A 23,755-nucleotide genomic window follows, 5' to 3' on the forward strand; every position below is an offset into this window, starting at 1 on the left:
TGGAAAGCAGCTTTTGGCACATTAAGAGCAGCGCTTTCCGGGCGTCTGGTGGGAGAGCTGACGTTGCACCGCCAGCACTGTTCCCTCTCAGAGCTAAAACGATCTGCTACGCCGTACACGTCTGCTGTAGCGGGCAGCGCTTAACAAACTGCTCAATAGCGCTGTGCTCGCTGGCATCGGCCGGAATCGACAGTGTGGTGACGCTGCCGTCATTAAGGTGAATGGCTGCTTCTGTCTCAACATGCAGGCCACTCTGGTCAATGGTCGCGTGGCTGACGCGGTAGACGTTCGGCAGCCACAGCAATGACTTAATGCTCACGGCGATACTCCTTAGCGATTATTTGTCGCTTGGCTGCGGATTCTTCAGCGGTGTGTTCTGCACGCTGAGTGAGGGCTGAGCTGAGTGAGTCGATTTTGGCTGCGCGAAGTTGCCATCGTGATGATGGAGGGTGTAGCTGGATGCAGTGGCAAGACTGGCGATGAAAGAGAAATTAAGCATGGTCTGATTCCTTTGCTAACCAGGGCGACTGGCCCGATGAGTCAATAATCTGCCTAAGCTCGGCACTGAGAGTGCCTAACAGAGGGGAAGGCTGAATCAATGAAAGGTGGGCTACTGACCTGTTGTTGGTAGTCCACCTTTCACTGAGAAGATCGTATGCAAGGACAAGATGTGGCGTGGTGCTGGTGCGGTTCTATTTCAGGCGGTTTTATTGCTGTCTTTCTGCTGGGACTGAGAGCCGGCTTTGAGGTCAGCGACTTGCTGAGGTTGAGCATTGGTAGGCTGGGGGGATGGTTGGTAATTGATGTTTCCAGAGAAAACTGATGCTGCAATCAGGCTGGCAATAGCTGAGTAATTAACCATTTTTACAGTCCTCCTTGTTTCATGGGCGACGTGCCCTGTGGGGCTGATAATCCCCCTCCGGAGCCGGATGAAGAAGTGAATGGCAGTTATGTTGCGTATCAACGCTGGTAATGGTGACAAAAGGTCGATTTAAAGGCCCCAAGGCTATTGCCTTGCAGCGCCGTTGGGGGCACCCTTGCGCGCTTAAAATTTGCCCCTTTGCCCGTCAGGTGAACGCTTCCATGCCGCTGCAGATTTGCATTCTTGAAACTGATGTCCTGCGTCCGGAACTGATTGATCAGTTCGACAGTTATGGCCGAATGTTTGAGCGCTTGTTTGCACAACAGCCAATCCCGGCTGAATTCAAGGTGTATAACGTCCTTCAAGGACACTACCCTCCCGAATCGGAGCGTTACGACGCCTATCTGGTGACGGGCAGCAAGGCTGACTCGTTCGGTCCGGACGAGTGGATTCAAACCCTGAAAACCTACCTACAGGATCGCTTCAAGCGTGGCGATAAACTGCTGGGCGTCTGTTTTGGTCATCAACTGCTGGCGCTGGCTTTGGGTGGACATACCGAGCGGGCGGTGCAGGGGTGGGGCGTGGGTATTCATCGTTACGACCTACCCAACAAAGCCCAGTGGATGAGTCCTGATCTGGAGGACCTGACGCTGTTGATCAGTCATCAGGATCAAGTTACCAAGCTTCCGGAGAACGCCACCTTGCTGGCTAGTAGCGAGTTCTGTCCGATTGCTTCCTACTGCATCGGTGATCAGGTGCTGTGCTTCCAGGGCCACCCTGAGTTCGTCCATGACTACTCCAAAGCGCTGCTCAATGCGCGTCAGGAGCACATCGGTGAGCTGGTGTATACCCAAGCAATGAACAGTCTGACGCAGGCTCACCAAGGCCAGACCGTAGCTGAGTGGATGATGCGTTTTGTTGCGCAAGGTCGCTCAGAGCTTGAGCAGGCAAGCTAGACATCCGCAATGAAAGGCCGCTGATTCAGCGGCCTTCTTGCATCTACACCCAGCCGTAGTGCTTGAAGCAGCCATACAGCGTTAAACAGCCGCCGCTGATCACCCCCAGCACTGCAAAGTAGCCATAGTGCCAAGTGAGCTCAGGCATGTTCTGGAAATTCATTCCGTAAATTCCGGCAACCGCAGTGGGAAAGGCCAGTATCGCTGCCCAGGCGGCAAACTTGCGCTGGGTGACGCTTTGCCGGGATGACTCCAATAACAGGCCGATTTCGATGGCGTGATCGGCCATTTCACGCAGGCCAGTCAGATCTTCCAGCAGGCGTTTAACGTGAATGCTCACGTCCCGGAAGTAGGGCCGCATGTTCTTGTCGATAAACGGAAACTCGAGGCGCTGCAGTTCCTGGCAGATTTCCGCTAGCGGGCCGATATAGCGGCGCAGGCGTAGCAGGTTACGGCGCAAGGCCTGAATGCGCTCCACATCGGATTGGCTCAGCGGATGCTTGAGCACGTGCTGTTCAATTTCCTCCAGCTCGCTGTGGAAGCTATCGAGCAGTGGCCGGTAGTTCTCGATGACAAAGCTTAGCAGGGCATAGATCACAAAATCCTCACCGTGCTCCAACAATAGTGGACGTGCCTCACAGTGCTGGCGTACCTGAGCATAGGAGGCCGAGTTGCCATAGCGGGCACTGATGACATAACCGCTTCCGGCAAACAGCTGGGTCTCGATGAACACCAGCTCGCCATCAGTCATCATGGGCGTGTAGAGCACCATGAACAGCGCGTCGCCAAAGGTTTCCAGCTTGGGGCGGGTATGCCGTTGCAGGGCGTCCTCGATTGCCAGCTCGTGCAGGTCGAACTGTTTTTGCAGAGTGATCAGTTCTTCCTGCTGCGGCTCGTGCAGCCCGATCCAGACAAAGTGGCCTGGCTTAGCTGCCCAGGCTCGGCCTTCTTCAAGGCTGATGTTGCTGATTTTGCGGCCCTTGCAATAAGCGGCTGCGGCGATGACTTGCCCCATTGACGTTTCCTTACCTGCGACACAATGCCGATCAGCTTAGTCGCTCGACCATCTATGGGGAATCTAGGCTAGCCGATTACACACCGTATCAGCGCTGCTGCTCGACCTTTGCGTCCAGCTCTGCGATGCACTGCAGCATCTGTTGGCGGCAGGTATCCATTAGGTCAGGTAGATCCTTCTTGCCCAGGCCTTCAGTTGGGATGGCGTCAAGCGAACGCAGGTAGATGGTGCCGCCATTCCAGCTGTTCAGTTTTACGTGTTGAGGGTAGGTGCTGACACAGACGGGAATGATTGGTACGCCCGCTGCGACAGCCATTTGAAACGCGCCTTTTTTAAACGGCTGCAGACCTTTGCCACGGTTGCGGGTGCCTTCGGGGAACACCCAGATGGAGGTGTTCTTGTTCTTGAGGGCATTGGTAGTGGCAACCAGTGAGTGACGGGCACGAATGGCATTATCGCGATCAATCAGAATATTGCCCGCCAGCCAGTAGATTTGCCCGAAGAAGGGCACCCATTTCAGGCTTTTTTTACCAACACTGACGGTGCGTGGTGGCACGATGCGACTGAGCACGTAGAGATCATAGTTGGACTGGTGATTGGCAATGATGACGCAGGCGCCGTGGCGTTCGGTCAGGGAGCGTACCTCAGCCTTAAGCTTCCAGCGCAAAATCCATAGCGCCGGGATGCTGTAAAGCCTGCCACAGATGCGGCTGTTATCCGGGTTAAACGGGCGGCAAATACAAACCAGAAGTCCGATGAGACTAGCCAGAATGAATTGCACGCCCATTGCCAGCATGCGCAAGAGAAACAACATCCGTAATGCCCGTCTTGGTGAACAGCTGGCGAGTGTAAGGTTGTGCCCGGATTTCGGCAATTAATGAGGGCTGTGGCCGCAGAGGGTGCTGTGTCAGTGGGCACAGCACTCTCATTGTTTAGACGCTGAATCGGCCCAGCAGACGGTCTTGTTGGCTCACTTGATCCACCATCAGACTGCACTGACGCACCTGCTCTTCAGAGCCGGTGGACACTTCATAGCTGATGTCGCGGATGTTGGTGGTGTTGCGGTTGATCTCCTCGGTCGTGGCGCTTTGCTCTTCCGCCGCAGTGGCAATCTGCAGGTTCATATCGTTGATGCGGGTGATCGCTTCGCGGATGCGCGTCAGCATTTCGTTGGCAGCGCTGGCATCTTCGGCAGTTTTGCTGGCCGAGTCGCGGCTCTGCTGCATGCGTGCTTCCGCCTGGCGCACGCCGGATTGCAGTTGATCGATCATCTGGCGGATTTCCTGGGTGGATTGCTGCGTGCGCGAGGCCAGCGAGCGCACTTCATCCGCGACCACGGCAAAACCACGGCCGGACTCACCGGCGCGTGCCGCTTCAATGGCAGCGTTGAGGGCGAGCAGATTGGTCTGGTCGGCGATGCTGGTGATCACCGAGAGGATCGACTCAATATTCTGGCTGAGTTTGGACAGCTCATTAATGGAGCTGCTGGTTTCGTTCATTTCCTCGGCCAGATTCATGATCGCTTCGGTCGAGCGCGAAACTACGCGCACGCCGTTCTCCGTCTGCTCGTTTGCCACCACTGCGGCTTGAGCAGCGGACTGCGCATTGCGGGCGACTTCTTCGGCGGTTGAGGCCATTTCTTGCATGGCTGTGGCCAACTGATCCAATTCCTGCATCTGCTGTTGCAGGCGGGATGCACTCTGATTGGCCGCGTTAGAAGTCAGAGTAGTGCTTTCCCGGACTTGGCGGGAATTGCCCATTACATCGCGGATCAGGTTCTGCAGGGTTTCGATAAAGCTGTTGAAGTCGCGGGCGAGCAAGGAGATTTCGTCATTTCCGCTTGCAGGCAGGCGGCGGGTCAGGTCGCCCTGGCCGCTGTTTACTTCACGCAGCGAATTGTGCAGTTGGGCCAGTGGTTTAAGCAGAGCATTCATCAAGGCAATCAGCACAAACAAACTGATGACCACGCCCAGCACCGTACCGATTACAGCGCGCCAGCTCAGGGCATTGGCCTCAGCCATGATCACGCTTTTGTCCAGCACTACGCCGATGTACCAGTCCATTCCTTTGAGGTTGGTCAGCGGGGTGAAGGACACCAGTAGATCTTTATCGGCCGCACTGATGTCGGTGAGGTCCGATGTCAATGCAGGCGATTGTCCATCGAACAGCTCGCTGTAGCGTTTGCCATCCAGCTCATGATTCGGGTGGGCGATGATGTTGCCGTTCTTGCTCATCAGAAAGGCATAGCCCGCGCCATTAAAATCCAGCGTGTTGATAGCGTCGGAGATAGTGTTTAGGCGGATGTCGCCGCCAATGGCTCCGAGAATGGTGCCGTTATCGCTCAGCGGTACGACAGCTGAAATCAGTGTCTCGCTGGTGGTGCTGTCCACATAAGGTTCTGTCAGCACGGCCTGCTTGGCGGAGATTCCCAGTGCGTACCAAGGGCGCTTACGGCCATCCCAGTCGGCAGCAGGTTTCCAGCTATCGGTGTTTTTGATGGGTTTGCCGTCGGCGGTGAGTGTGCCGAACACCAGAATAAATTCGTTGCTCAGCGTTGTGGTGGTAATCACGCGCTGAGTCTCTTCCGCGCTGTAGTTGCGGTCGATGGTCTGTGCCGCCAAATCCATCAGCTTGAGTTTTGCGTTAAGCCAGTTCTCAATCTGTCGAGCCAGTGCACCGCTTGTTTCGTCGATGCTGGCACTGACTTGGGTGTACAGGGTTTTGCGAACTTGCGTCACCTGTGCGACTGACAACAGCGTAGTGGTCAGCAGAAGGACAGTGGCGGCTGCCAATCCCACCCGGTGAGAAATTTTCATGGGGGCACTTCCTCGTTGTATTTTTTTTATGTTGTCGGCTCGAAAGCAGTTAGCTTGAGAGATACTCGAGTTAAAGCTACTCAACAAGCATAGGCGTGTTGCGAGCGGGCATGAAAAACCCGGCACAAGGCCGGGTTTATAAGGTTGCAGGGCTTATCAGAGAGGATGTTGCTTATCCAGCTCTACAGCAGCCGCCAGTTCGTCAAGCAGAGCGCTGCGCACTTTCAGCTTGGTATTTTTATGCGCTTTCATGTTCATTTTTTTCATCTGCTCAGCCACTGCCAATGCAGTAGCTTGCAGTTGCTCTGCAGGGACTACCTTGTCGAGGAAGCCGGCTTCAAGTGCACCATGCGGATCAAACATCTCGCCGTTGATTACCGAGCGCTGAAAGAAGTGTTTCTGAAGGCGATCCCGCGCAAGGGCGATCCCGGCATGGTGCATGGTCATGCCGATCAGCACTTCATTCAGACCGATGCTGAAGGGGCCTTCGACGCCGATGCGATAGTCTGCCGAGAGCAGCAGGAATGCGCCTTTGGCAACTGCATGGCCCGGGCAGGCAACAATGATAGGAAAGGGGTGAGCCAGCATGCGCCGAGCCAGTGTGGAGCCGGATGCAACCAGATTGATGGCGTTTTCCGGGCTTGAGGTCATCACTTTAAGGTCGTATCCGCCCGAGAGGATGCCTGGTTGGCCAGTGATGATAACGATGGCGCGGTCCTGTTCTGCGCGATCCAGCGCTGCGTTAAAGGCGGCAACAACATCTGGAGAAATGGCGTTGACCTTGCCATTGCTCAGGGTCAGCGTGGCAATACCATTTTCGAATTGGTAACTGATCAGCTCGCTCATGAACGGGTTCCTTATTAGAGAGTGTGCAGACGTTACTCATCACCTAAGCGACGGTAAAGCCCTGAGAATGACTCGGCAGTCACCCTGCAGAGGCAATGACTATGGACTATATAAGCTTTACCAATTGGCCGTCTGTGACCGCCACAAATAGATTGCGCGGTTTGAGCCACAGGAGCGATCAGTGTGTGGAACAGCAACTGTAAATTCCGCTGGGGCAGCTGTCTGGCTCTACTGCTTTTAGGCGCGCTGATGTGGGCATCGACTGGGGAGGCCTCACAGGAGAGAGCGGGGCTAATCGCGATTTTTGCCTTGAGCCTGTTCATCTCGCTTGGCTTTATCCTCTTCGGACGTGAGCACATCGACAGCAAATCCGATCCTGTGGTCCGGAAAGAGTAAATTCCCATAAGCGCATGAAATTTTTGAAAAAAACCTTTGCGTTTAGAGAAACCTTCGGATAAATTAGCGCACCTCGAAACGGCAAACGCCTAACGAGATCCGGTGAAGTGTCCGAGTGGTTGAAGGAGCACGCCTGGAAAGTGTGTATACGGGAAACCGTATCAAGAGTTCGAATCTCTTCTTCACCGCCACTTTCAAATACTTAAAGCCCTGAAAACAAACGAGTTTTCGGGGCTTTTTGTTTTCCGCCTCAGCAAAGTGTCGAAAAAGTGTCGAAGGCCTGAGCTATTCGTAGTGTGACCAGAGCCGTAGCACTTTTACGGTTTGTTCCTCCTGGAGCACCTGATAGACCAGCCGATGCTGAATGTTGATTCGTCTGGAGTAGGCCCCGAGTAAATCCCCGACCAATTTTTCGTACGGGGGAGGGTTCTGGAACGGGTTTTCTCTGATCACTTCCAGCAACGCCTTAGCCTTATCTTTCAATCCAGCTGAGGCGAGTTTCTGGGCATCTTTCTGTGCTTGTTTCGTATAAACGACTTGCCAACTCACCAGTCCAATTCCTTGGCACATTCATCAATGGGTTCTTCCATTCCTTCCTTGATCGATTCGCGCATTCCCGGCACGGAAAGCAGATACAAGGTTTCCTGAATGGCTTGCCAGTCTTCAGCCGAAATCAGCACAGAGCTGTTCCGCTTACCGGTGATGAAAATAGGCTGATGGGATTCGGCAGACTGATCGATCAGTCGATAGAGGTTTGTCCTGGCCTCGCTTGCAGTCAGTGTACGCATGAGCGCATGTCCTCCTGATGTGAGTCCAGAATCGTACGCTAAAACGTACGGCATGTTAATGTCCCTCGTCGTGTAGTGGATTGAGACGCAGTGCATCCTGTAAGTGGTCAGGAGCCAGATGGGCATAGCGCATGGTCATCGTCAGTGAGGCATGGCCAAGGATTTTCTGTAGCGTCAGGATGTTTCCGCCGTTCATCACGAAATGACTGGCGAAGGTATGCCTCAGTACGTGGGTAGCCTGACCCTTTGGCAGTTTGATCGAGGTTTTATCCAGTTCCCGGCTGAAACTCAGCATGCAGTTGGTAAAAGTGCCGTATTGCCGGAAGTAGGCATGCAGGGCTTTTTCCAGTGGTGCCGTGATCGGGATTGTCCGTGTCTTCTTTGACTTGGTATTGGCAAACGTCACTGTGCGGTTTCTGACCCGTTCAGGAATCAGCGCTTGTGCTTCTCCCCATCTGGCACCCGTTGTCAGGCACACGCGGGCAATCAGAGCCAACTGAGGGTTTTCCCGTTGATCCAGTGCGGTCAGCAACTCTTCGATCTGGTGCGACGTCAGAAACGATACCGGACGCTCTTGAAGGCGAAGAGGGCGGACGTTCAGCAAGGGGTTGGGGTAGTCAATTTCACCTAACCGGATCAGCTCATTGAACGCCGCTTTCAGGTAGCCAAGTCGAGTGTTAAGCGTCTTGCCCTGAATGCCTGAAGTGAGCAGTTCACTTCGCGTTTCACAGAACGAGTTAGCCGTAAGGTTTGCGCCAACCGGATTACCCAATTCCTTTGCCATAGCGTCCAGCGTGCGCTTGATACCGTCAGCATAGGCGAGGGTATGTCCATGCAGTTGATGGTAGCGGTCGATCAGCTCTGACAGCTTGCGTCGATCTTTGGGCTTTGGCGTCCACGTAGGCGTTTCAATAACCTTGGCCCGGCATGTTGCTTCAAAACGCTGGGCTTCCATTTTGGTCTTAAACGTCTTGCGAAAGCGCTTGCCTTTGATTGGCTCTATATCGACCTTCCAGCGGCCTGCAGGGGTTTGCTCAATTGCCATCAGACAGCACGTCCCCATCTGACCTGTCGTTCCTCAAGTAGATTTTTGATGTGCTGGTAGATGTCGTACTCACTTAATTCCTTTGAAGCGTAGTGATCCCTGATAACGGGCCAGCAGTCCCATTGTTTTAGGGTGGAGAACGCCTTTTTTGCGCCCACTCGCTCCCTAGCCAGCAGGCTTACGAAGTTTCCCAAGAACAGCTCCACGTTTTTGCCGGAGAAGCCGCGAGAGGTCTTGTAGTAGCGTTTGTACTCAGTGTCTTCCAGCAGGGAGTCAACCGGCAGATCAACGTGCACGTCGTCTCTGATCAAGGTCCAGATGGCTTCAAAACGGCCGGGACGAGTCAGCAGCTTGAATTGACCCAGCCCATAGCGCCACAAACCGTCCAGGTGCGGAGCAAACCCGGCAAAGGATTGGGTTTCGAGTGTCTTGCCGGTTTTCAGGTCGATGGAGCCGCTGGCAAATTGCTGAATGATCGAGTGGTGATAGCGCAGCTCGATACGCCATACGGGTTGTTCAGGGTTGTAGTTGTCAGGATCGGCAGCATCCAGAGAGTCCCGGCGCTTCCAGACGCTTTCCCAGAAGTCGAGCTTATCGGTGGCCTTGGCCTGTTCGGTTTTGTTGTAGATACACAGCTGGACGCCACCCGCAGAGCCAAACATGGACGTTTCCCCGCGCCCATACACACTGGACTTAGTGGCCCAGTTCACCTCATTGATCCCGGAAATGTCCCGGTGAGTTCTGGCGCGACAATGCATCCGTGCTACCAGATCAGTCGGTGGTATCCAGCCTTGCAGATCTAGCGCCAAATGGACGGCACACTGGTTAATTTCAATGTGGGTCAGTACTTCGCTGGCGTAGAAGTCCAAGCGGGCTTGCAGGCGCTCGGGAGACAGGCTGTCGATGGTGTGAGGTGATACTTCGATTTTCAGATGTGGACCAATACTCTCCAACTTGGCGTTGAAGTTTTTGATCAGGAGGACGATCCCCAGATCAGCGTTTTGCAGCTTGTACTGATACCCGGAGTCACGCCCAACACGACCCGAGTGCCAGCGCTGGCCCGCGAAATCGACCATTACGCCCGGTTTCTCAAACAGGGCCATGACCTCAGGGCGGATCAGCCCTTTGTACAACTGGCGAACCGTATCGACGCCACAGCGGAGCAGACGAACGTCTGTCAGGTCTGTGATCGTTGCGGTGCCATCATCAAAGAAAACCCGACCGGTTTTCGATTCATTAAAAACACGATCTAAACGAATCTGGTCTTTTGCTTTCATGTCTTGAATCTCCTTTTTGTGACGAATTGAGACGTTTGGAACTGGTTTATCTGACGTGTTACAGGGGCGTCAGCGCCGCGCTTTTGGCGCAGCACTCGTACCGCGTGCATGCGCGCAAAAGCCTCTACGCAGCCGCTTGGGGCTCACCACAGGAACTTTCCATTTTCGTGCTCAACAACCGTTACGGTAGATTTAGGTTCAGTTGGCACAAGCGGCTGTTGAGGCTGCTGGTTCGGCTGTTGAGGTGGCTGTTGTAGCTGCGCATGCTGCTCTGATCGATCAGGAATACTCGGGTCGAAGTAGCCGTTCTCCACCACGTTGCTGCAAAAGATGAAGTCGGTTTTCACGCGGGTGCCTTGCTGGGTGTAGCACTGGCAAACAGTGGGCTTGCCATTCACTACAGCACTCGACATACGACTAAACTCACGGGCGTATGTGGTGGGGTCGGTGCTGGACATGCAATACAGCCGCGGGTAAGCCACAGGCTGCGTAAGCTGGTCATAGATGGGGGCCGATGCAGGTATTTGCGGGATACGCGGGGCGCGCTGCTCAAGGTATTGCGCAGGGCTTTGTGGGCGGTCTGAGGGATCGGCTTGGCCAGCAGGTTTGATGAAAGCACCCACCGTTGATTTAACCTGATCAACCATACTGCCCGGCATTTCGGCTGCGCCTGGCTGGGTTTTGACCTGCTCAGATGCATAGCGATCATAGGCCCGGTAGACCAGCACCCCAGCCCCTGCAATTACCATCATGGCCAAGATGAACTTGGTCGGTAGCTTGGTCTGAAAGTGGTGCTGGGCGTTACTGCTGGTGTAAACCGCGAAGTACTTCTTATCCAGGCGTAACGACTTTTTGTCCGCATCCTTAAAGCTGGTTTTGGTCTCGACCTTTTCTATCACCGCCTCTGACTCAAAGCGCAGCAGTTGCTGCGATTTGAATACCCGCCAGTAGTGAATATGGCCATTGCACAGGCGGCGCAGATGGACGTCGATATAGCGCGGGTCTTGGGTGACCAAATGCACTTCGTGGCCGTTGTGGCGCATGGTTTCGAAGCGGGTGATGTGCTCCGGGGGGCGCGCCCGTGGGTCACGCGCACCAAACCACCCCTGGGCTTCATCCACCACAATGATGGAGTCAGCAGGTAGCTCAAACCATTTTTCAGGGTCATCAAAGGAAAACCATGGAGCGCGAAGCTGCTCTGGCTTGAGGCCGTTGATGTTGTGGAAATAAACCGTGCGCCCTTCAGAGTGGGCCTTTTGATCCACCTCACGGATTGTATTGAGGGTTTTGCCGTGGCCGGGCTTGCCCGTGCGTATATAGAGCATGGGAAGTATCCTTAGGCCTCAATAGAAGTGCCGCCCGGCTTACGCCAGACTTGGTTTCGCCTGCTGTCAGTGGCCTTATCAATACCGGCCAGCATGAAACGGGTAGAAATGGCGGCAAAGTAGAGGTTTACCACCACATCGAATTTGGCGAGGCCGAGGAGCTGTTGAATGACCGGGCCAATCTCACCCATGCGGGCGAACAGGTAGGACTGAGCTTCACCAATGATCAGATTGAAGCCAACGTAGGTAATGAAACCGAAACCTACGATGCGCAAAACCATCTTTACCAACGGCCCAAGGATGATGATCAGCAGTTGGGCAATATAGAGAAAGTGCATCAGTTACCTCCTACGGAGCGACCGACATAGAGCGCGGCCAATACGGTGGCAACCGCGACGAACAGACCACTAAGGTCTGTTGCAGCGCGGCACAGGGGCTCATAACTGAGAGTGAAGGTGCGACCACCCGCAGTGGTCAGAGAGAAGCTTTCAGCGGTTGGGCAAGATGCAGGCAGGAAGCGCGTGCCTTTGCTGATAAAGGTCGGCACATCAATATCGCCACTGCCTTCATCGAGTTTGAATTTGTCACCCTGGCCTTCAAACAGGCCTTTTATATCGTCCTTGTTTTCCTCAAAGTCCCCGGCCTCTTCAAAATCACAACGGGCCTCATACTGCTGACTAAGAATGGCGCACTGGACGGCATCACCATCGCACACAGGGGCTGCATCACAGGTTTGGCCACCAGACACGCTGCTTTCACTTTCGTCTTGCTCTTCTTCGCGGTCTTCTTGGGTTTTACCGTCAGAGTCCGGACAGGCTGGGCCAGTACAGGTAGTGGACTCGCCACCCGGAGTGCCGTCCGATTTTGTGTGGTTGTTGGTAACTGACGTGGTGGTACTGCTTGAACAAGCGTTAACACCAGAGCAGTTGGTGGTGGTCGTAGTTGTTGTAGTGGTGGTGTCTTTAGAGCCATCAGGGTTGGTCTTTTCAGTAACCTCAACCTCAGTGGTTTTATCTGACAGTTTGGAGCCCGGTACTTTCGGCTCGCAGCGATACTCACCGCCCGTTTCAAACTGGCCGCAGTTCATGTCGCCTATATCAATGTATTTTTCTGTGGCCGTGCAGGTGAAATGCTGACGTCCCTCAGCATCCGTCACCTTATTGGTGCATTCGCTGTTGCTCTCAGCCGACGGCGTGCTACTTGCGGGCTTTTCACGGGCCGCTTCATCACCCGTACAGGACACGCCATTGCCCTTATAGCCGTAGTCCGCAAATACACCCGAAGGGTCGCCATTTACAAACCGATAAATTCTAGATGGCGCTTGCTGGCCGAAGGCGTACTGACAACCGCCATCACAAACAACACCCGGCGTTTCAACGCGACCGCCAATGACGCCGCGACCAGTGAAATCACCTAGCCGGTGCTGATGGCTGACATTGCTACCGGAAGACGATGCACATTTATCAAGTTCAGGCTTAACGCACTGGCCATCAATCAACTGATTAGGGACCTCACAAGAGGCCAGACAAACCGAGCCGTTATCACCGTACTGACAAGTTACTTTGCTTACGTTGCCCTTTTCCCCTCCTACACACCGATAAACTTCCCCTTCAATTTGCCAACCGCCATATTCCATAGAATGGCCACATGCAGCCTCAATGGTGCGATGCATGGTGCGATCCCCCCAAAGACGCTGCCAAAGAGTCGAAGCAACCCCAAACTGCCCCCACCCCAACAGGCTGAGAGCAAGCAAAACTCGAAGCACAGCGAATGGCCGCATCACAATCACACCCGCCCAAAGAAAACGAGGTAAAACGCCAGTGTGGTGAGGATCAGCACGTACAGTTCATAGCTCATGGCGGCTTACCTGAAAGAAAACCCCGCCGAAGCGGGGCTTAGTGCATCGGCTTGAACGCGTAGCCCCTTACAGAGCGCGGCGCATGTACTTGAAGGCCATTGCCGCGATGATCACGGCAAACACACCCCAACCGATGGTGCCAACGTCAGTACCGGCGGTATCCAAAGAATCGGTGGCCTCAGTCGGTACAGCCGCATAGGCTTGCTGAACAGTCAGCAGGCCAACCGCAGCAGCGGCACCGAGGGAGCGTTTCAGGTTTTGCAGATTGCGTTTCATAGGTGTTACCTCACTGTTTGAGAACTTTCTTCAACACGAGGAAGCCGAAAACAGTGGCGAACAGGATGATTGCTTCGCCCTGGAGCTGTTGAACGTCTTCCCAACTCAGCGCAGAGCCGTACAAACTCTGCATTTCCTCGACCGTGAGAGAAACCAGCGCGCCGGTGCAGGTGGGCGAGCCATCCGCGCCGATCAACCAATCCCCCTCACAGGCAAGAAAATTCACGCATCGCCCTCCAACTGCTTACGGGCTGCTGCTTCATTCCTTTCCCGGCAATCCGGGCAAATCGCGTAGTCCGGGGCCGTACGGAAATCGCTGATCCAGTCGCGCTGGTCGGCTGGCATGTCGTACAGCTGGCCGATTACACACAGGCACTGGTCACACACAACGCGATCAACAATCAGCACGGCCCGAGTCCTTACGCCTTGGCCGAGTCAGCCGCAGGCTTAGCGGGCTGGCTTGGGGTTGGTTGGGCTTGTGGAGTGGTAGTGCGGGCCGATGGTTTGGCGTCTACCGGCTCGATATGCAGGGCGAGGTTTTTGCCCTTGTTCTGGCCGCCGCGAGCGACTTCGAAGGTAATACGCACCAGCTGCAACGGGTCGATGTTTGCGCCAGCGGCGAACACCTCATTGGCGACTTCATCCGCAATCGCCATACCGATGATGGACAGGCCGTGCTCAGTCTTGCCGTCCGGCTCGTCGCCATAAAAAACCTTGGCGTATTTGGTTTCCTCGACTTGAGTCATTTGAGTGCCGAGAAATGCAACTTCCATAGTTGAACGTGCCATCTTTTGTAACCTCGTTTAGTTGCGCTTAAGAGCGCTGGTTTAGCTTTTTGCAGGCCGAACGATCCCGAGCAGCGGAACTGATAAAGTTCTGCAACTGCCTGATTTAGAGCGGCTTGTAAGGGTTAGCTGTGATCAGTTATACGCGATAAAAACAGTAAAAATTCATAGATAGTTAAATGTCATGGTTAAACTTTTTCTGTGCCGAATAGTGAAACACTGAGACAGTTGGAAACCTCCTTGATTAATTGTGTTAATCGAAAAACACCAAGGGCCATGCCCTTGTCATCCCGTTTCGCCGCCATCACCCGCGACTGGCAGATGAAGTCGTGTTGAATCAGTTGCATCGTTGGGGCCAGTCACGGATGCCGGAGGCGACAGCCATTCGAAAATCTCCCTGACAGCTTCAAACGATGCAGGCAGATACGGCCCAGCCACTGCATAAATAAGCGTGAAGAAGAGCAGGCCGAGAAAAACATCCAAAGCCCAAGACGGCAGTTTCATACTGTTACCCCACTAGCTCGAAAGGTTCGTGAATCGGCACAAAAGGCACCGGCTTGCCGATGTTCTCGACAACGCGCCAAAACGGCTGAGGGCGCTGGCTGGGCGTGTGTTTCGCGCAGGTATAGGCCGGTATCACCTGCCACTGCGAAATCAACGGTGTCCAGATGCCAGAAACTTTGCCTACCTTTAGTATGCGTATCCGTTGAACAAACGCGGGGCGGCATTGGTCGCAGGGTGTGAATAGGCAGCGAGCGGGTTTCGCCATTTCTGTTTTTGACCAACAAACAGAGCAGGTGCAGTCCGGGTTGTGCGGTACGTGCCTGTAACTGGATTGCTTCATAAGTCATACGGACCTCTTCAGCAAAGCAGCATGTAGGGTAGGGGCAGCGTTCCAATCCTGTTGGGTTAACCAGGAGCGCACGAGAGCAGCATTGATCATGCGCAGCTTGCCAACCTTTACAGAGGGCAACACACCACGATAGACCCAGCCGCGCACCGTGCCGCAGGTAAGGCCGTTGCGCTCAGCCCATGTTTTGATGGACTCGAGGTCTTGATAAGGTGTGATTAGGTTCGATGGTTCTAACTCTTCCAGTTCCATGTGCGTTCCGTCACTATTCAAAGCAATTTGTACCGCTGAGTTGGACTGACAAATTATTTGTCACGCCGCAACGCTACAGACAAATTATTCGTCAGACAAATTATTTGTCATTATTTTTAGAGCTTTTAGGAATGATAGAAGAGCGTCTTAGAACACTTGTTCGGCATATCGGAGCTGCACGGCTGGCTGAGATGACTGCTATCAAGAATCGCCGTCGATGGCAGACAGTTGCTACTGATTTGAAGGTTAAGGCGCGTGTTGAAGATCTAGAGGAAGTGTTGAGGGTCTTTCCCGAATACGAGTTGTGGATATTGAAGGGGGAGGTCGATGATCAAAAGGGACAGATCTCGCCAAGTGATTAAGCTCTATCGATTTTTAATTAATAATTTAAATTAATGTTGTAGTGGTAGGAAAACCTGAGGGCGCTTGAATATTGAAAAAGCGATTGCTTCAAAAGTAAATTATCGACACTGAGCTTCTTGGTCTATTGATAATGGTGCGAATTTAAATAACTTCTGTTTATATTATTGCAGGATTTTTTATGGATAGATCGATCGATACGCGTCGGGCGTTAGTTGAAATTGAAAAGCACTCGGAGCTTCGTGAAGGGAATGAAGCAGCTACTCGTCTTAAAGTCATAAATCGAATTCTCATAGATATACTTGGTTGGACTGATGAGGATATACATCCTGAGGAGCATGTTACTGAGGATGGTTACACTACTTATGCTGATTACATTCTTAGAACGGCAAATACTGCAATAGTAGTAGAAGCAAAGAAATATGGTGCGGCTTTTAATGTCGAGCCAAATCAAAGAAAGGTAAAGTTGACTAATAAATTCCTGCAAAGCGAAATCGGTGAGGCGATAATTCAGGCTAGGGACTACGCCAGAAAAATGTCTATAGATTTTGCAATTGCGACAAATGGCTCGGTATGGGCGGTGTTTCCAGCTCAGCGACATGACCAGGTTAGATTTAATGAATCTTACGCGCTCATATTTTGGTCACTTAGCGACTGTCTTGATGAAAATTATAGTGAGTTTTATGATCTGCTCAGCAGAGAGGCTGTAATAACAGGTAGTCTAGAGGCGAATTTAATCGGTCGCTTTGTAAATCAGACAGAAAATAGAAAGTTAGGAAGTTTTTTTTCAACTAATGTCAAGGGGCGTCAGGTAATCCAATTTTCCACATAATCGAGCATGAAGTAGTTTCTGCTTTTTCAGATTCTATAGTCGGGTTGAGTCAAGAGTCGTTTGAGCGGTGCTATGTGGCTGCCCCTGAGACAATAAAGTTTGATCGCAAGATCAGGATGAATGTTTCTCGTAGGCAATCTGTTGTAGGGGGTAGTGTTAATAGGCCTATGAAAGAAACTGACAGGCTTGCCCTTGTTGAAAAAATAAGAGGGGCTCAACAGGGCTCTAGGAATGGCCTAGTTAACTCAAAGCCTTTGGCAATTCTGTTATTAGGTACTGTTGGTGCGGGAAAGACAACTTTCTTGCATTATATGCGGAAGTCTAGAATTAAAGAGCTTTTTGCTCGGAATGAAGGTCAGATTGGTCACCATTGGGTACATTTGGATTTTCTTAATAATCCATCTGAGACCCCCGCGAGTCATTTTATTTACAGATCCTTACTCGATTATATCAATCAGGATGTTTTTTTGTCTGACGGCAAAAAATGCATTCAGCATGCATATGCGGAAGAAATTGGAGCTATTAAACGTAATCTATCTTTCCTGGACTCTTCAAAGATTTCAGCCGATGATAAAATAGCACAAATCATCACGTCGGATTTTGAAAAAGTTCAACCGTATGTGGAAAAGGTTATAAGATTCGCTACAAAGCAATGTTCATTTTTTTTGATTATTGATAATGTGGATCAGATAGAGTCTGAGGAAATCCAATCTACACTTTTTGCAGAGGCTCTTTCGATTGCTAGAGCATTGTCTTTGAACTTGATTCTTTGTCTTAGGCAATCTACATATGCAAGACATCGTAGTTCACCAGCAATAGATGCATTTGATTTTGATACAGTGCAGATTGATCCACCGAAAATATCATCGGTAATTGCTAAGCGGTTTGCACTCGTAAAATATTTGGTGGCAGGACGAAAGGCTGAGTTTACTGCTGAAAATGGCGCAACTGTAAAGATGGATGATGCGTCAGATATAATTGATTTACTTCAAGGTTCTGTACTTGGTACTGAAATAGGGTCGAGGATTGAAGTTTTAGCGACTGAAGACGTTCGCCTAGCTCTAAGGATGACCCGAGAATTTCTCGAGAGAGGCTATACAAGTCCCGGTAAAGCGATTGAGTACCATCGTAAAACTGGTAAGTATACCCTTCCAAGGCACGAGGCTTTTCGTGCGATCATGCTTGGTACGAGTCCTGTGTATAGCGAACAATATTCTCCAATCGGTAACCCCTTTGACTCACGTTTGTCTGTGAGTACGTCACAGTTATTACGGCTATATCTATTGTCCGCGATAGTTTCATATGCTAGCGAAACTGGATTTAGGTTTGTTGATGGTGCGTTGATAGCCGACTGCATGAAGAAAGTTGGATTTGGTGAGTCCTATATCAACCCTGTGTTAAAGGATCTTTGCAGGTTGCGTTTTATATTTACGGCAAGTCACGGGGAGCCAACATTGGCTTCTAGTTACATTCCGTCGAGATTGGGTGGTTACATAGTTCGTGACTTGATTTCAAACTTTACTTTCATAGAAAACGTCATGTTTGATACGTATATTTCAGATCATAAAGTTTGGAGTGAGCTTAAGAGTCTTAGTCATAAAATAGAATCTGAGAGAAACATTATTCGCAGAGTAATCCTGCGAAGTCAAAGGGTTAGAAAGTTTTATGATTATATGCACGGGTTACTGAGGATCTTAGTTATCGAGGGACAAAAAAGGGGTCTTCCACCCCAGTGGTGCAGCGATGTAATGAAGGAAAGGCGTCCTGATCTTATTCGGGAACTTAGAAGGGTTAGGAGGTCTGCTGAGTATAACTACGGCCAAAAAGATACGCGTAGGCTGGCTGACATCGAAGATATTGATGAGCTTGAAGCTTTGGAATAATGCTTCCTTTACCAAGCGGGCAGGTCAGGGCATATCTTACCGAGGCTAGTTGTGCCACAGCTTTAAGTGGAGATGCTTCCAGCTGAAAGGTCAATTTGTAGTGTGTGGCTGGCTGAACGCTAATCAATTTTCCTGTCGAACGTGTCCCGGAGTCGTAAAGTGTCGAAAAAGTGTCGAAAACACTGTGAATAATTGAGACGAATCGACCATCAGAACACCCCTGAAAGCCCCGGTTTGTGCGGAATAGTGAAGAATTGAGACGGTCCCTAAACGAGTTCGAATCTCTTCTTCACCGCCACTTTCAAAAAAGCCCCGTAGCTGAAAAGTTACGGGGCTTTTTGTTTTGATCTCCGGTTTGAAACCGCATAACCACTTGCAATTGCTTCAGTTGACGCACTGGTTGCCCTGTCTTCCAGAATGGGTTTCTGAGAACGTCCTGCTCACAGGATCTCCTGGTCTGTTGCTCTGCATGCTGACAGCTTTTAAGGTGTGCGCCTGATTCAGCGGAGCCGGTTCATGCGCGTAACCTGGGATATTTTCTGCAGCGTTGTCGATAACTACGGCGACATTGGCGTCACTTGGCGCTTGGCTCGGCAGTTGGTGGCTGAGCACGATGTGGCGGTGCGTTTGTGGGTGGATGATCTGCTGTCATTTGTGCGCATGTGCCCGGCGGCTGATCCTGCGGCACTGGCACAGGTTCAGCAGGGTGTGGAGGTGCGCCTCTGGGCTCAGGAGTGGCAAGCAGTTGAGCCGGCTGATGTGGTGGTTGAGGCGTTTGCCTGTGAACTGCCAGCTGCTTATGTGGCTGCGATGGCTAGTCGTGAGCGCAAGGTGTTGTGGCTGAATCTTGAATACTTGAGTGCCGAAGATTGGGTAGAGGGCTGCCATGGCTTGCCTTCTATGCAGTCGGGTGGTTTGGCCAAGTTCTTCTTCTTTCCTGGGTTCTCTGCGGGTACAGGGGGCTTGCTGCGTGAGCGCGATCTATTGGTCAGGCGTGATGCCTTTCAGGCTGATACGAAGGCCCGCGTGGAGTTTCTCCAAGGCCTTGGCGTTGAGCTGCTTGCCGGCGCTCGTCTGATTTCTTTGTTCTGCTATGAGAATGCGGCACTGGCCAGTTGGTTAGATGTGCTCGCCGGCGATACTGTCCGGACGCAGCTGCTTGTACCTGAGGGGCGCGCCCTTGCAAGTGTCACGCACTGGCTGGGGGAGGGGGAGTTAAAAGTAGGTGCTGTGCTGCGCCGGGGCGCTCTGCAGATTCATGTTGTGCCTTTTATGAGCCAGGATGAATACGATCTCTTGTTGTGGAGCTGCGACTTCAACGCAGTGCGCGGTGAGGACTCCTTCATCCGGGCGCAATGGGCTGGAAGGCCGCTGCTGTGGCATATCTATCAGCAGGACGAAGATGTCCACCTTGATAAGCTCAATGCGTTTATAGCGCTCTATACTCACGGCTTGCCTGCAGAAGCTCAGGCGTGCCTGAGCAGTTTGTGGTTGGCCTGGAACACTGGCGCTGATGTGGGTGGGGCGTGGCGGCAGGTGCATAACGCAGCGCCAGAGTTGGATCAGCACGCCGCAAAATGGGCACTGGAGCAGGCTTCTCGGCCTGATCTTGCCGCAGCGCTGGTGCAGTTTTACCTAAATTGGCTATGATACGCGGCCAAAAATTCTGTCACTCCATTCAAACCCGGATATTCGTATGAAAACCGCACAAGAAATGAAGCCCAACAGTGTGGCCCTGATTGATGGCCAACCTTGGCTGATCCAGAAAGCTGAATTCACCAAGTCCGGTCGTAACAGCGCCATCGTTAAGATGAAGCTGAAGAACCTGCTGAACGGTTCCAAGACCGAGACCGTTTACAAGGCCGACGACAAAATGGAGCCGGTTATCCTTGAGCGCAAGGAAGTAAACCTGTCCTACATCAGCGGCGAAGACTATGTATTCATGGATCCTGAGTACAACTCTTACGAGCTGCGTGCTGAAGACCTGGAAAGCGTTCTGCCGTTCATCGAAGAAGGCATGACCGATATCTGCGAAGCTGTGTTCTTCGAAGGTAAAGTGATCTCCGTTGACCTGCCGACCACCATCGTGCGTCAGGTTGTGTACACCGAGAACGCTGCTCGTGGTGACACTTCTGGCAAGGTGATGAAGCCTGCCAAACTGCGCAACGGCACCGAGATCAAGGTTGCTGAATTCGTTGAGATCGACGACTGGATCGAAATCGACACTCGTGACGGTTCCTACAAGGGTCGCACTCAGGCGCCACAAGCCTAATCCGCTTGTCCGCTGTAAAAAGCCCGGCCATATGCCGGGCTTTTTATTTTCGTTTGAAAGTCAGTACAGGGCTGCGGGTAGATAAGCCTGCAGGGCCTGATCCCACGGGGGGGGAAAGCCGAAGCGCTGTTGCAGGAATGTCAGTAACAAGCGAAGGCGCGGACTGCTCTCTCTTTCCAGGCGCAGGGCATAGATACCGCTCGGTTCAGGGGGCGGCAGGCCGTTTTCACAAAATAGTGGTACCAATTCGCCACGTAGCAAGTATTCGCTGATCAGCCAGGTGGGCAGGTGGGCGATGCCGAGTCCGGCTAATGCACTGAATAGCAAGGTTTCGGCGTTGTTGGCGGTCATCCGAAGGCGTTTGGGGCGAAAGTGTTGCAGTTTGCCGTCGTGTTCGAAGCGCCAGGCGAAGGGCGGTGCAAGGCTGTCCCAGTCCAGTCCGTCATGTTCAAGAAGCTCAGTCGGATCGCGGGGGATACCGCGTGAGGCGACGTATTCGGGGCTGGCGCAGAGTATGCGCACCATCGGCGCTAACGGTGTGGCCACCAATCGTGAGTCTTCTAAGGGGCCGATGCGTAGAACCAGGTCCACTTCGCCGAGGTGGGTGCCATGTAGGTCGACAAAGCTATCAATCAGGCGGAGTTGTACATCAAGGCCCGGATAGGCGACCAGAAACTCTGCAATCGCAGGGGCTAGGTGGCGGCGGCCAAAGGGGGCAGGCGCGTCGATGCGAATCAGGCCTTCAGGCGCGCTACTCAGGGACACTGCTTCGGCCCGGGCTAAGTGCAGTTCAGCCAGTATTCGCCGCGCCCGCTCAGCAAATGCAAGTCCGGAGGCTGTGGCGCGGACCGCGTGGGTACTGCGGCTGAATAAGGTGCTACCCAGTGAGCGCTCGAGTGCATCGATACGTCGGGCAACAGCGGATGGCGTCAGAGGATGGCGACGGGCAGCTGCAGAAAAACTGCCGGTTTCGAGGACATCGAGGAATAGATTGAGCTGATCTGTCAGGGTGTCTGGGTTCATTGATGTGCTTGCCTTTGCGAATTGCGCATAGCCATTGTGCGTGGCTGTGCGTTTCGCTGCTAGCGCTGCGTCACTAGGCTATGCCGTTCTAGGTCAGGAGGCGCGCATGAGTCTGATGGATTTTGTTCTCAATGTAGTGTTAGGCGCGGTGCTTGGCAGTCTGGGTGGGCTATTTGGTATTGGCGGCGGCCTGATTGCGATTCCAGCGCTTGGGGTGCTATTCGGCCTTGATCAACAACTGGCGCAAGGCACGGCGCTGGTGATGGTGGTGCCTAATGTGATGCTGGCTTTGTGGCGTTATCACCAGCGCAACCGCATCAATCCACGGCACGCGCTGATCCTAGCGGCCAGCGGCTTTGTCTTTGCGCTACTGGGGGCGCGCTGGGCTGTTAGTCTGGACGCCGAACAAATGCGAATAGCCTTTATAGTGTTTCTAGTCCTGCTGGCGTTTTATACCGTGCTGCGTTTGTTCAGTCCTGCGGTCCATAGCAGCGGCGAGCTACGTTATCCGTGGCCGTGGCTCGGTATGTTGGGCGCTGGAGCCGGTCTGACAGGCGGGCTGCTCGCGGTTGGCGGTGCGGTGGTGGCGACACCTGTTCTGACGATGGTGTTCGGGGTAACGCAGGTTGCGGCACAGGGGCTTTCGCTAGCTCTGGCGTTGCCTAGCACGGTGGTGACGCTGGTGACTTATGCGCTGCACGATCATGTCAATTGGCTGCTGGCCATCCCGCTGGCCATAGGTGGCTTGCTGAGTATTAGTTGGGGGGTGCGGCTCGCACATGCCTTGCCTGAGCGTGTATTGAAGGCTTTGTTCGCTGTATTCCTGCTGGTTTGTGCGGTGCTGTTGGGGCTTAAAGTCTGAAACCTTCGATGATGTATTCAGCCAGGGTTTCGCTGACCTGATTCCGTCGCCGTGGGTTGTGCATCAGAACGATGCTGGCCGTTGGCAGTGCAGGCATGGACTCCGCTTCGCTGAGTATCTGTAGCTCGGCTGGAATCAAGCTTTGCAACTGAGCGGTAATCGCCAGACCTGCGCTGGTAACGGCCATAATCGCAGAGAGGCCGGCACTGGTATAAGCAACCCGATAATCACGGCCTATCCCATCAAGAGCGTTGCGCACCCAGCCGTTACAAAAGCAAGGTGGGGTGAACAGTGCCAGGGGCAAGGTCTGCATTTCGTGCAAGTTGCTGCCGCGAGCCTGTGCCCAAGCCAGCTGTTCCTGACGTAATAGCTGGCCGTTTTCGTTGCCTGGCTCACGGGTGACTATGGTCAGATCCAAGTCCTGACGTTGCAGCAGTTGAGTACTTGGCTCGCAGTGCATCTCCACCTGAATCAGAGGGTAAGTCTGGGCGAAGCGCAATAGGATGCTGGGCATAAAGCGCATGACGTAATCATCTGGTGTACCTATGCGCACGGTACCGACCATATGTGGCTCGCGCATGCTATTGAGCACTTCGGCATGCAACTTGAGGATTCGTCGGGCGTAGCCCAATAGCAGCTGGCCTTCGACTGTCAGGCTGACTTGCCGGCCATCCCTGACAAAGAGTGCGCGCTGCAAAACGTCATCTTCCAGGCGTTTGATCTGCATGCTGACCGCTGATTGTGTGCGGTTAACCACTTCAGCGGCGCGGGTAAAACCGCCGTGTTCAACAATGGCGACGAATGTACGCAGCAGTTCGCTGTCGATGCTCGGGTAGTGGCTCATTCATCAACCTCTGGAATGGATTGCATAAGAAAGATTCGTTTGATTGATGTTAGTGGCGGCGCAACACTCTCGCCAAGCTCTAAAGGAGGGCGACGAGATGAGTGGTCAACAGACTTTCAACAAATTTGCTTTGCTCGTGAAGGCAGTGCCGGATGCTGCGCCAGCCATGCGCAGAGTGGTTCGCCAAGTGCTGCGTTGGTGGCAGCTGGCCCGGCAGCGGAGGCGTCTAGCGGCACTTGATGAATGCGCACTCAAAGACTTAGGGCTGAGCAGGGCAGATGCAATACAGGAAAGTGAGCGGCCTTTCTGGGATGATCCTCTGTCTCGTTAGT

General features: G+C 52.9%; 30 protein-coding genes, 1 tRNA gene and 1 pseudogene. 9 read left to right on the forward strand and 23 right to left on the reverse strand.

All coding sequences use genetic code 11. The features are described from left to right. Positions 1 to 106: 106 nt before the first annotated feature. Positions 107 to 319, reverse strand: a complete 213-nt coding sequence (gene ptrC, locus AO726_RS14290; protein ID WP_058068724.1) for a type III secretion system co-regulatory protein PtrC — start codon at positions 317 to 319, stop codon at positions 107 to 109. 18 nt (positions 320 to 337) lie between these two features. Continuing rightward, a complete protein-coding gene (locus AO726_RS21235) occupies positions 338 to 499 on the reverse strand; it encodes a hypothetical protein (protein WP_160320965.1) in 162 nt (53 codons plus the stop codon). A 584-nt stretch (positions 500 to 1,083) separates the two neighbouring features. On the opposite strand from AO726_RS21235, the gene AO726_RS14295 reads away from it, so the two are divergent. Next, entirely contained in the window at positions 1,084 to 1,818 is a 735-nt protein-coding gene (locus AO726_RS14295) for an amidotransferase (RefSeq protein WP_058068850.1), read from the forward strand. A gap of 43 nt (positions 1,819 to 1,861) precedes the next feature. On the opposite strand, the gene AO726_RS14300 is transcribed toward AO726_RS14295, so the two are convergent. The 5 genes and pseudogenes from AO726_RS14300 to AO726_RS14315 form a co-directional block, all read right to left on the reverse strand. Beyond that, positions 1,862 to 2,833, reverse strand: a complete 972-nt coding sequence (locus AO726_RS14300) for a magnesium and cobalt transport protein CorA (RefSeq protein ID WP_058068725.1) — start codon at positions 2,831 to 2,833, stop codon at positions 1,862 to 1,864. Between the two features lie 88 nt (positions 2,834 to 2,921). Continuing rightward, positions 2,922 to 3,647 (reverse strand): 1-acylglycerol-3-phosphate O-acyltransferase, encoded by a 726-nt coding sequence (locus tag AO726_RS14305; RefSeq protein WP_058068726.1) that lies wholly within the window; start codon positions 3,645 to 3,647, stop codon positions 2,922 to 2,924. 118 nt (positions 3,648 to 3,765) lie between these two features. Continuing rightward, entirely contained in the window at positions 3,766 to 4,593 is an 828-nt protein-coding gene (locus tag AO726_RS21615) for a methyl-accepting chemotaxis protein (protein ID WP_446737428.1), read from the reverse strand. 30 nt (positions 4,594 to 4,623) lie between these two features. Beyond that, positions 4,624 to 5,649: pseudogene (locus AO726_RS21620) on the reverse strand (HAMP domain-containing protein); the annotation flags it as partial. 156 nt (positions 5,650 to 5,805) lie between these two features. Next, positions 5,806 to 6,495 (reverse strand): crotonase/enoyl-CoA hydratase family protein, encoded by a 690-nt coding sequence (locus AO726_RS14315; RefSeq protein WP_058068728.1) that lies wholly within the window; start codon positions 6,493 to 6,495, stop codon positions 5,806 to 5,808. Between the two features lie 497 nt (positions 6,496 to 6,992). Here AO726_RS14315 and AO726_RS14325 point away from each other — a divergent pair. Beyond that, positions 6,993 to 7,082: transfer RNA gene (locus tag AO726_RS14325), tRNA-Ser, on the forward strand. A 94-nt stretch (positions 7,083 to 7,176) separates the two neighbouring features. Here AO726_RS14325 and AO726_RS14330 read toward each other — a convergent pair. The 14 genes from AO726_RS14330 to AO726_RS14385 form a co-directional block, all read right to left on the reverse strand. Then, positions 7,177 to 7,440, reverse strand: coding sequence for a Txe/YoeB family addiction module toxin (locus AO726_RS14330; protein WP_058068730.1), 264 nt, complete (start codon positions 7,438 to 7,440; stop codon positions 7,177 to 7,179). Next, positions 7,437 to 7,679 carry a type II toxin-antitoxin system Phd/YefM family antitoxin gene (locus AO726_RS14335; RefSeq protein ID WP_058068731.1) on the reverse strand — a complete coding sequence of 81 codons (243 nt, stop codon included), beginning with the start codon at positions 7,677 to 7,679 and terminating at the stop codon, positions 7,437 to 7,439. Before AO726_RS14335 ends, AO726_RS14330 begins: the two co-directional genes overlap by 4 nt. Before the next feature lie 55 nt (positions 7,680 to 7,734). Further along, on the reverse strand, positions 7,735 to 8,724 hold the full coding sequence (locus AO726_RS14340; protein ID WP_058068732.1) for a phage integrase: 990 nt from the start codon (positions 8,722 to 8,724) through the stop codon (positions 7,735 to 7,737). Beyond that, the gene (locus AO726_RS14345; protein ID WP_058068733.1) at positions 8,724 to 10,001 is read right to left on the reverse strand and encodes a hypothetical protein; all 1,278 of its coding nucleotides are present in this window, start codon (positions 9,999 to 10,001) and stop codon (positions 8,724 to 8,726) included. Before AO726_RS14345 ends, AO726_RS14340 begins: the two co-directional genes overlap by 1 nt. Positions 10,002 to 10,144: 143 nt before the next feature. Continuing rightward, positions 10,145 to 11,326, reverse strand: coding sequence for a zonular occludens toxin domain-containing protein (locus AO726_RS14350; RefSeq protein ID WP_058068734.1), 1,182 nt, complete (start codon positions 11,324 to 11,326; stop codon positions 10,145 to 10,147). A gap of 11 nt (positions 11,327 to 11,337) precedes the next feature. After that, a complete protein-coding gene (locus AO726_RS14355) occupies positions 11,338 to 11,664 on the reverse strand; it encodes a DUF2523 domain-containing protein (protein ID WP_058068735.1) in 327 nt (108 codons plus the stop codon). Next, positions 11,664 to 12,998, reverse strand: coding sequence for a virulence factor TspB C-terminal domain-related protein (locus tag AO726_RS21450; protein ID WP_241492116.1), 1,335 nt, complete (start codon positions 12,996 to 12,998; stop codon positions 11,664 to 11,666). The genes AO726_RS14355 and AO726_RS21450 overlap by 1 nt, the downstream gene beginning before the upstream one ends. A 252-nt stretch (positions 12,999 to 13,250) precedes the next feature. Then, positions 13,251 to 13,460, reverse strand: a complete 210-nt coding sequence (locus tag AO726_RS14365; protein ID WP_058068736.1) for a major capsid protein — start codon at positions 13,458 to 13,460, stop codon at positions 13,251 to 13,253. A 10-nt stretch (positions 13,461 to 13,470) separates the two neighbouring features. Further along, positions 13,471 to 13,686, reverse strand: coding sequence for a hypothetical protein (locus tag AO726_RS14370; RefSeq protein ID WP_058068737.1), 216 nt, complete (start codon positions 13,684 to 13,686; stop codon positions 13,471 to 13,473). Then, entirely contained in the window at positions 13,683 to 13,868 is a 186-nt protein-coding gene (locus AO726_RS14375) for a hypothetical protein (protein ID WP_058068738.1), read from the reverse strand. Before AO726_RS14375 ends, AO726_RS14370 begins: the two co-directional genes overlap by 4 nt. 11 nt (positions 13,869 to 13,879) lie before the next feature. After that, positions 13,880 to 14,248 carry a hypothetical protein gene (locus AO726_RS14380; RefSeq protein ID WP_058068739.1) on the reverse strand — a complete coding sequence of 123 codons (369 nt, stop codon included), beginning with the start codon at positions 14,246 to 14,248 and terminating at the stop codon, positions 13,880 to 13,882. 282 nt (positions 14,249 to 14,530) lie between these two features. Beyond that, on the reverse strand, positions 14,531 to 14,749 hold the full coding sequence (locus tag AO726_RS21175) for a hypothetical protein (protein ID WP_152987291.1): 219 nt from the start codon (positions 14,747 to 14,749) through the stop codon (positions 14,531 to 14,533). Between the two features lie 4 nt (positions 14,750 to 14,753). Further along, complete coding sequence (pflM, locus tag AO726_RS21010; protein WP_082629137.1) at positions 14,754 to 15,089, reverse strand: lysogeny maintenance protein PflM; 336 nt, start codon at positions 15,087 to 15,089, stop codon at positions 14,754 to 14,756. A gap of 3 nt (positions 15,090 to 15,092) precedes the next feature. Beyond that, positions 15,093 to 15,347, reverse strand: coding sequence for a hypothetical protein (locus AO726_RS14385; protein WP_058068740.1), 255 nt, complete (start codon positions 15,345 to 15,347; stop codon positions 15,093 to 15,095). On the opposite strand from AO726_RS14385, the gene AO726_RS21455 reads away from it, so the two are divergent. The 5 genes from AO726_RS21455 (at position 15,323) to efp (ending at position 20,694) form a co-directional block, all read left to right on the forward strand. Beyond that, the gene (locus AO726_RS21455) at positions 15,323 to 15,709 is read left to right on the forward strand and encodes a hypothetical protein (protein WP_241492117.1); all 387 of its coding nucleotides are present in this window, start codon (positions 15,323 to 15,325) and stop codon (positions 15,707 to 15,709) included. The two genes, AO726_RS14385 and AO726_RS21455, sit on opposite strands and share 25 nt — an antisense overlap. A 179-nt stretch (positions 15,710 to 15,888) precedes the next feature. Next, positions 15,889 to 16,539 carry a hypothetical protein gene (locus AO726_RS21330; RefSeq protein WP_206542516.1) on the forward strand — a complete coding sequence of 217 codons (651 nt, stop codon included), beginning with the start codon at positions 15,889 to 15,891 and terminating at the stop codon, positions 16,537 to 16,539. A gap of 167 nt (positions 16,540 to 16,706) precedes the next feature. Further along, entirely contained in the window at positions 16,707 to 18,422 is a 1,716-nt protein-coding gene (locus AO726_RS14395; RefSeq protein WP_206542517.1) for a hypothetical protein, read from the forward strand. A gap of 516 nt (positions 18,423 to 18,938) precedes the next feature. After that, on the forward strand, positions 18,939 to 20,072 hold the full coding sequence (earP, locus tag AO726_RS14400; RefSeq protein WP_058068742.1) for an elongation factor P maturation arginine rhamnosyltransferase EarP: 1,134 nt from the start codon (positions 18,939 to 18,941) through the stop codon (positions 20,070 to 20,072). 46 nt (positions 20,073 to 20,118) lie between these two features. Continuing rightward, positions 20,119 to 20,694: an elongation factor P gene (gene efp / locus AO726_RS14405; RefSeq protein ID WP_058068743.1), complete on the forward strand. Its 576-nt coding sequence runs from the start codon at positions 20,119 to 20,121 to the stop codon at positions 20,692 to 20,694. 60 nt (positions 20,695 to 20,754) lie between these two features. Here the strand turns inward: efp and AO726_RS14410 are convergent, their stop codons facing one another. Continuing rightward, complete coding sequence (locus tag AO726_RS14410; RefSeq protein ID WP_058068744.1) at positions 20,755 to 21,717, reverse strand: LysR family transcriptional regulator; 963 nt, start codon at positions 21,715 to 21,717, stop codon at positions 20,755 to 20,757. A gap of 106 nt (positions 21,718 to 21,823) precedes the next feature. Here AO726_RS14410 and AO726_RS14415 point away from each other — a divergent pair, with 106 nt between their 5' ends. Continuing rightward, positions 21,824 to 22,579 (forward strand): sulfite exporter TauE/SafE family protein, encoded by a 756-nt coding sequence (locus tag AO726_RS14415; RefSeq protein WP_058068745.1) that lies wholly within the window; start codon positions 21,824 to 21,826, stop codon positions 22,577 to 22,579. Here AO726_RS14415 and AO726_RS14420 read toward each other — a convergent pair. Next, positions 22,569 to 23,423, reverse strand: a complete 855-nt coding sequence (locus tag AO726_RS14420; RefSeq protein ID WP_058068746.1) for a LysR family transcriptional regulator — start codon at positions 23,421 to 23,423, stop codon at positions 22,569 to 22,571. The genes AO726_RS14415 and AO726_RS14420 overlap by 11 nt on opposite strands. Before the next feature lie 166 nt (positions 23,424 to 23,589). Here AO726_RS14420 and AO726_RS14425 point away from each other — a divergent pair, with 166 nt between their 5' ends. Next, a complete protein-coding gene (locus AO726_RS14425) occupies positions 23,590 to 23,754 on the forward strand; it encodes a DUF1127 domain-containing protein (RefSeq protein WP_342633124.1) in 165 nt (54 codons plus the stop codon). Position 23,755: the final 1 nt, after the last annotated feature.

The organism is Pseudomonas sp. TTU2014-080ASC (assembly GCF_001446935.1).
Lineage (GTDB): Bacteria > Pseudomonadota > Gammaproteobacteria > Pseudomonadales > Pseudomonadaceae > Aquipseudomonas.